At 72.6% G+C, this 3,239-nt stretch carries 2 protein-coding genes; both read left to right on the top strand.

Going from position 1 to position 3,239, the window contains the following annotated elements:
- On the top strand, positions 1-1,311 hold a 1,311-nt coding region (locus ACFXBC_RS22135), incomplete at its 5' end, for a hypothetical protein (RefSeq protein WP_385026954.1).
- Positions 1,312-1,659: 348 nt separating this feature from the next.
- Positions 1,660-3,117 carry a N,N-dimethylformamidase beta subunit family domain-containing protein gene (locus tag ACFXBC_RS22130; RefSeq protein ID WP_385026951.1) on the top strand — a complete coding sequence of 486 codons (1,458 nt, stop codon included), beginning with the start codon at positions 1,660-1,662 and terminating at the stop codon, positions 3,115-3,117.
- The last annotated feature ends 122 nt before the right edge of the window (positions 3,118-3,239 follow it).

Genomic DNA, 3,239 nt, shown 5'->3' with positions numbered 1-3,239 from the left:
TTTCACCGAGCAGGCCCACTATCAATCGGCGGTAGCTGTCCCGGAGCGGGTACGCCACCCGGCGGGCGGCTGAGCGTGTTCCGCAGAATACGGTCCCGTTCCCCGCGCGTGGCGGACGCCCCCGTGCTGGTGATCGGCTCGCCCTTCCTGTGGTGGATGCGGGTGGCCGAGCTGCGGGCCCTTCTCGCGCCGGTCATCGCCGGTACGGGCCCCTCCGCACATCCCGACATCGCGGCGTCGCGCCGGTTCGTACGGGGCCTCGATGCGGCGGTCGCCGTCTCGTCCCGGGCCGGGCTCGGCCCGGTGCGTCGTATGGCGTACGGCTTCGTCGGCTGGACCGCCAGGCTGCTGCTGCGCAGTTGCCGTGGCCATGTGGCCGAGATGGAGCGGGGGGTCGCGGCCGCCGCGTCGGACCGTGCACAGGCTGTGGATTACGCGCTGCGGATCGTCGCCCAGGAGCAGGTGGGGCTGGCCTACGCGGGCTGGGACCGGCTGCTGACCCGGGTCGCGCTGCCCGCCTGGCGGATGGGCCGCTGGCCGTCCAGGCTCGACGCCGGGGTGGTCTCGGCACTCACCGAGCTGTCGCGGAGGGACCGTCTGGCCGAGGGCTTCACCTCCCGGCTGGGCGAGCGCCCCGCCTGCGACCTCCTGGAGGAACCGGGCGCGGTCGACGCCGCCACCTCCCTCCTCGCCGCCAGGCTCTTCCACGGCGGCCCGGCCGATACCGGACCCGACTGGTCCCCGGTGGACTGGCAGCAGTACCCGGAAGAGGTCGTCGACCGTAAATGGCGTACGGAAGCGGCCAGGCTGCACCGCGTCCTCGACCGGCTGGGCGTGCGCAGCACGGCCGAAGCGGGGGCAGGCCCCGACGAGCCGGGCGATCCGACGCTGGCCCGCGTCCTGGACCACATCGCGGCCGACGACACGGAGTCGCTGGCGGCCGCCGTCACCGCCGAGGTCGCCCGCGAGGAGGCCGCGGCACCGGTCCCCGTACCGGGCGGCGGCCTGGAGGGCGAGGAGCTCTGGGACACCGGGGCGATCCCGCTCTTCCCGCTCCAGCCACCCCGCACCGGGCGCGATCTGCTCGCGGATCACGTCACCGCGATGATCTGCTGCGCAGCGGTGGACACGGCCGGAGCGGCCCCCGGCCTCGACTGGCTGGACGGCCCCGCACTGCTGGTGGGCGGCGAGCGCAGGGCGGACCTGGGCGGGCATGTGATGAGCCTGGTGGAGGACGGGGACGGGGAGCCGCTGCGGGGGTGGCTGACAGCGGTGGGGGTACGCGCGGAGAAGCCGGTACGGCTGGTCTGAGCGGAGAAGCCGGTACGGCTGGTCTGTGGCGCGACCGCCTTGCCCCGGGAGCGGAGAGCCCGGCGGGTGGCCTCGGTGTCCGACTGGTGGCCCTGTCCGGGGAACGCCGCGGCCTTCCCGGGCCGGGTGGCGGCGGTGCAGGGCGGGGCGCCCCGTTGCGGGGAAACCAAAACGGTGATGGGGCAACCGGAGCCAGAACCTCCCGGATCATTCCACGAATTCGGTACTGTCCTCGCCAATTCGCGACGAACAGTAACGGAGTGAGTGCCATATGTGATGTGCTGGTGCCGGTCGCTGACAGTCGGTGCATCACTGTTGTGCCTGAGCGGCCGAGGGAAGGGGAGCCGCATGGGGGCGGAGCAGATCCGGCGCTGGGAGTCGGGAGCCCTTGCGCACGCCGTCTCGGACCCGTTCGGGCAGGGCCCGCTGCCCTGGCTCCGCGCGAGCGAGCACTACGTCGACGACAACGGCCATGTCGTGCCTTGGTACGCGCCGGACGCGCCCCATCACCGCTCCGGCGGCCCGCGTACCGCCGACGACGTGAAGAAGCAGATCAAGGGGTTCGCCTCCAACGGCGCGGCCGCCCCGGGTGAGGCCATCGACTTCCATGTCACGGTCGACCCGCCCCAGCAGTTCTCCGTCGACATCTACCGCATCGGTCACTACGGCGGCGACGGCGCGGCGAAGATCACCACCAGCCCGCGCCTCTCCGGGATCGTCCAGCCGCCCCCGCTCACCGCCGACCGCACGGTCTCCTGCCACCACTGGTGGCTCTCCTGGCGGCTGCAGATTCCTTCGTACTGGTCGATCGGCGCCTATGTCGCGGTGCTGACCACCGTCGACGGCTACCGCTCGCACATCCCCTTCACCGTCCGGGACAGCCACCCCGCGGATCTGCTTCTCCTGCTCCCCGACGTGACCTGGCAGGCCTACAACCTCTACCCGGAGGACGGACACACCGGCGCCAGCCTGTACCACGCCTGGGACGGCATGGGCCGGCTCCTCGGTGAGGAGGACGCCGCCACCACGGTCTCCTTTGACCGGCCCTACGCGGGCGCGGGCCTGCCCCTGCACGTCGGGCACGCCTACGACTTCATCCGCTGGGCCGAGCGCTACGGATACGACCTCGCCTATGCCGACGCCCGCGATCTGCACGCCGGGCGCATCGACCCCACCCGCTACCGCGGACTGGTCTTCCCCGGCCATGACGAGTACTGGTCGGTGCCCATGCGGCGTACGACGGAGGCCGCCCGTGAACACGGCACCTCCCTCGTCTTCCTCTCGGCCAACACCATGTACTGGCAGGTCGACCTCGGCCCGTCCCCCTCCGGTGTCCCGGACCGCCTCCTCACCTGCCTCAAACGCCGCGGACCCGGGAAGCCCACACTGTGGCGCGAGATCGACCGGCCCGAACAGCAGCTCCTCGGCATCCAGTACGCGGGGCGGGTCCCCGAGCCGAGCCCGCTCGTCGTCCGCAACGCCGAGCACTGGCTCTGGGACGCGACCGGTGCGGGCGAGGGCGATGAACTCGACGGTCTGGTCGCGGGCGAGGCCGACCGCTATTTCCCGCGCACCGCGCTTCCGCAGCACGAGAGCCGGATCCTGCTCGCCCACTCGCCGTACGAGGACGGCGAGGGGATCGTGCGGCACCAGGAGACGTCCCTGTACCGGGCCCCGTCCGGCGCGCTCGTCTTCGCCTCGGGCACCTTCGCCTGGTCACCCGCGCTGGACCGCCCCGGCCATGTCGATACGCGCATCCAGCGGGCGACAGCCAACCTGCTCGACCGTATCTGCAAGCGCGACTGATCCGTCGCGCGATCCGCCGTGGAGGTCCCGCCGTGGCGCCCCCCCCCCCCCCGGCCCCGGGGGGGGCCGGTCCGGCCCAGGGCACCCGCTCGTCCTACCGGAAAGGCCGGGACCTTGCTCAC

It is taken from the genome of Streptomyces sp. NPDC059398, from assembly GCF_042751845.1.
Lineage (GTDB): Bacteria > Actinomycetota > Actinomycetes > Streptomycetales > Streptomycetaceae > Streptomyces.
Note: the sequence above shows the minus strand (reverse complement) of the source record. Positions and strands in the feature narration are given on the sequence as shown.

Coding starts and splice junctions, on each gene's coding strand:
- ACFXBC_RS22130 (WP_385026951.1), top strand. CDS start 1,660: ATGGGGGCGGAGCAGATCCGGCGCTGGGAGTCGGGAGCCCTTGCGCAC.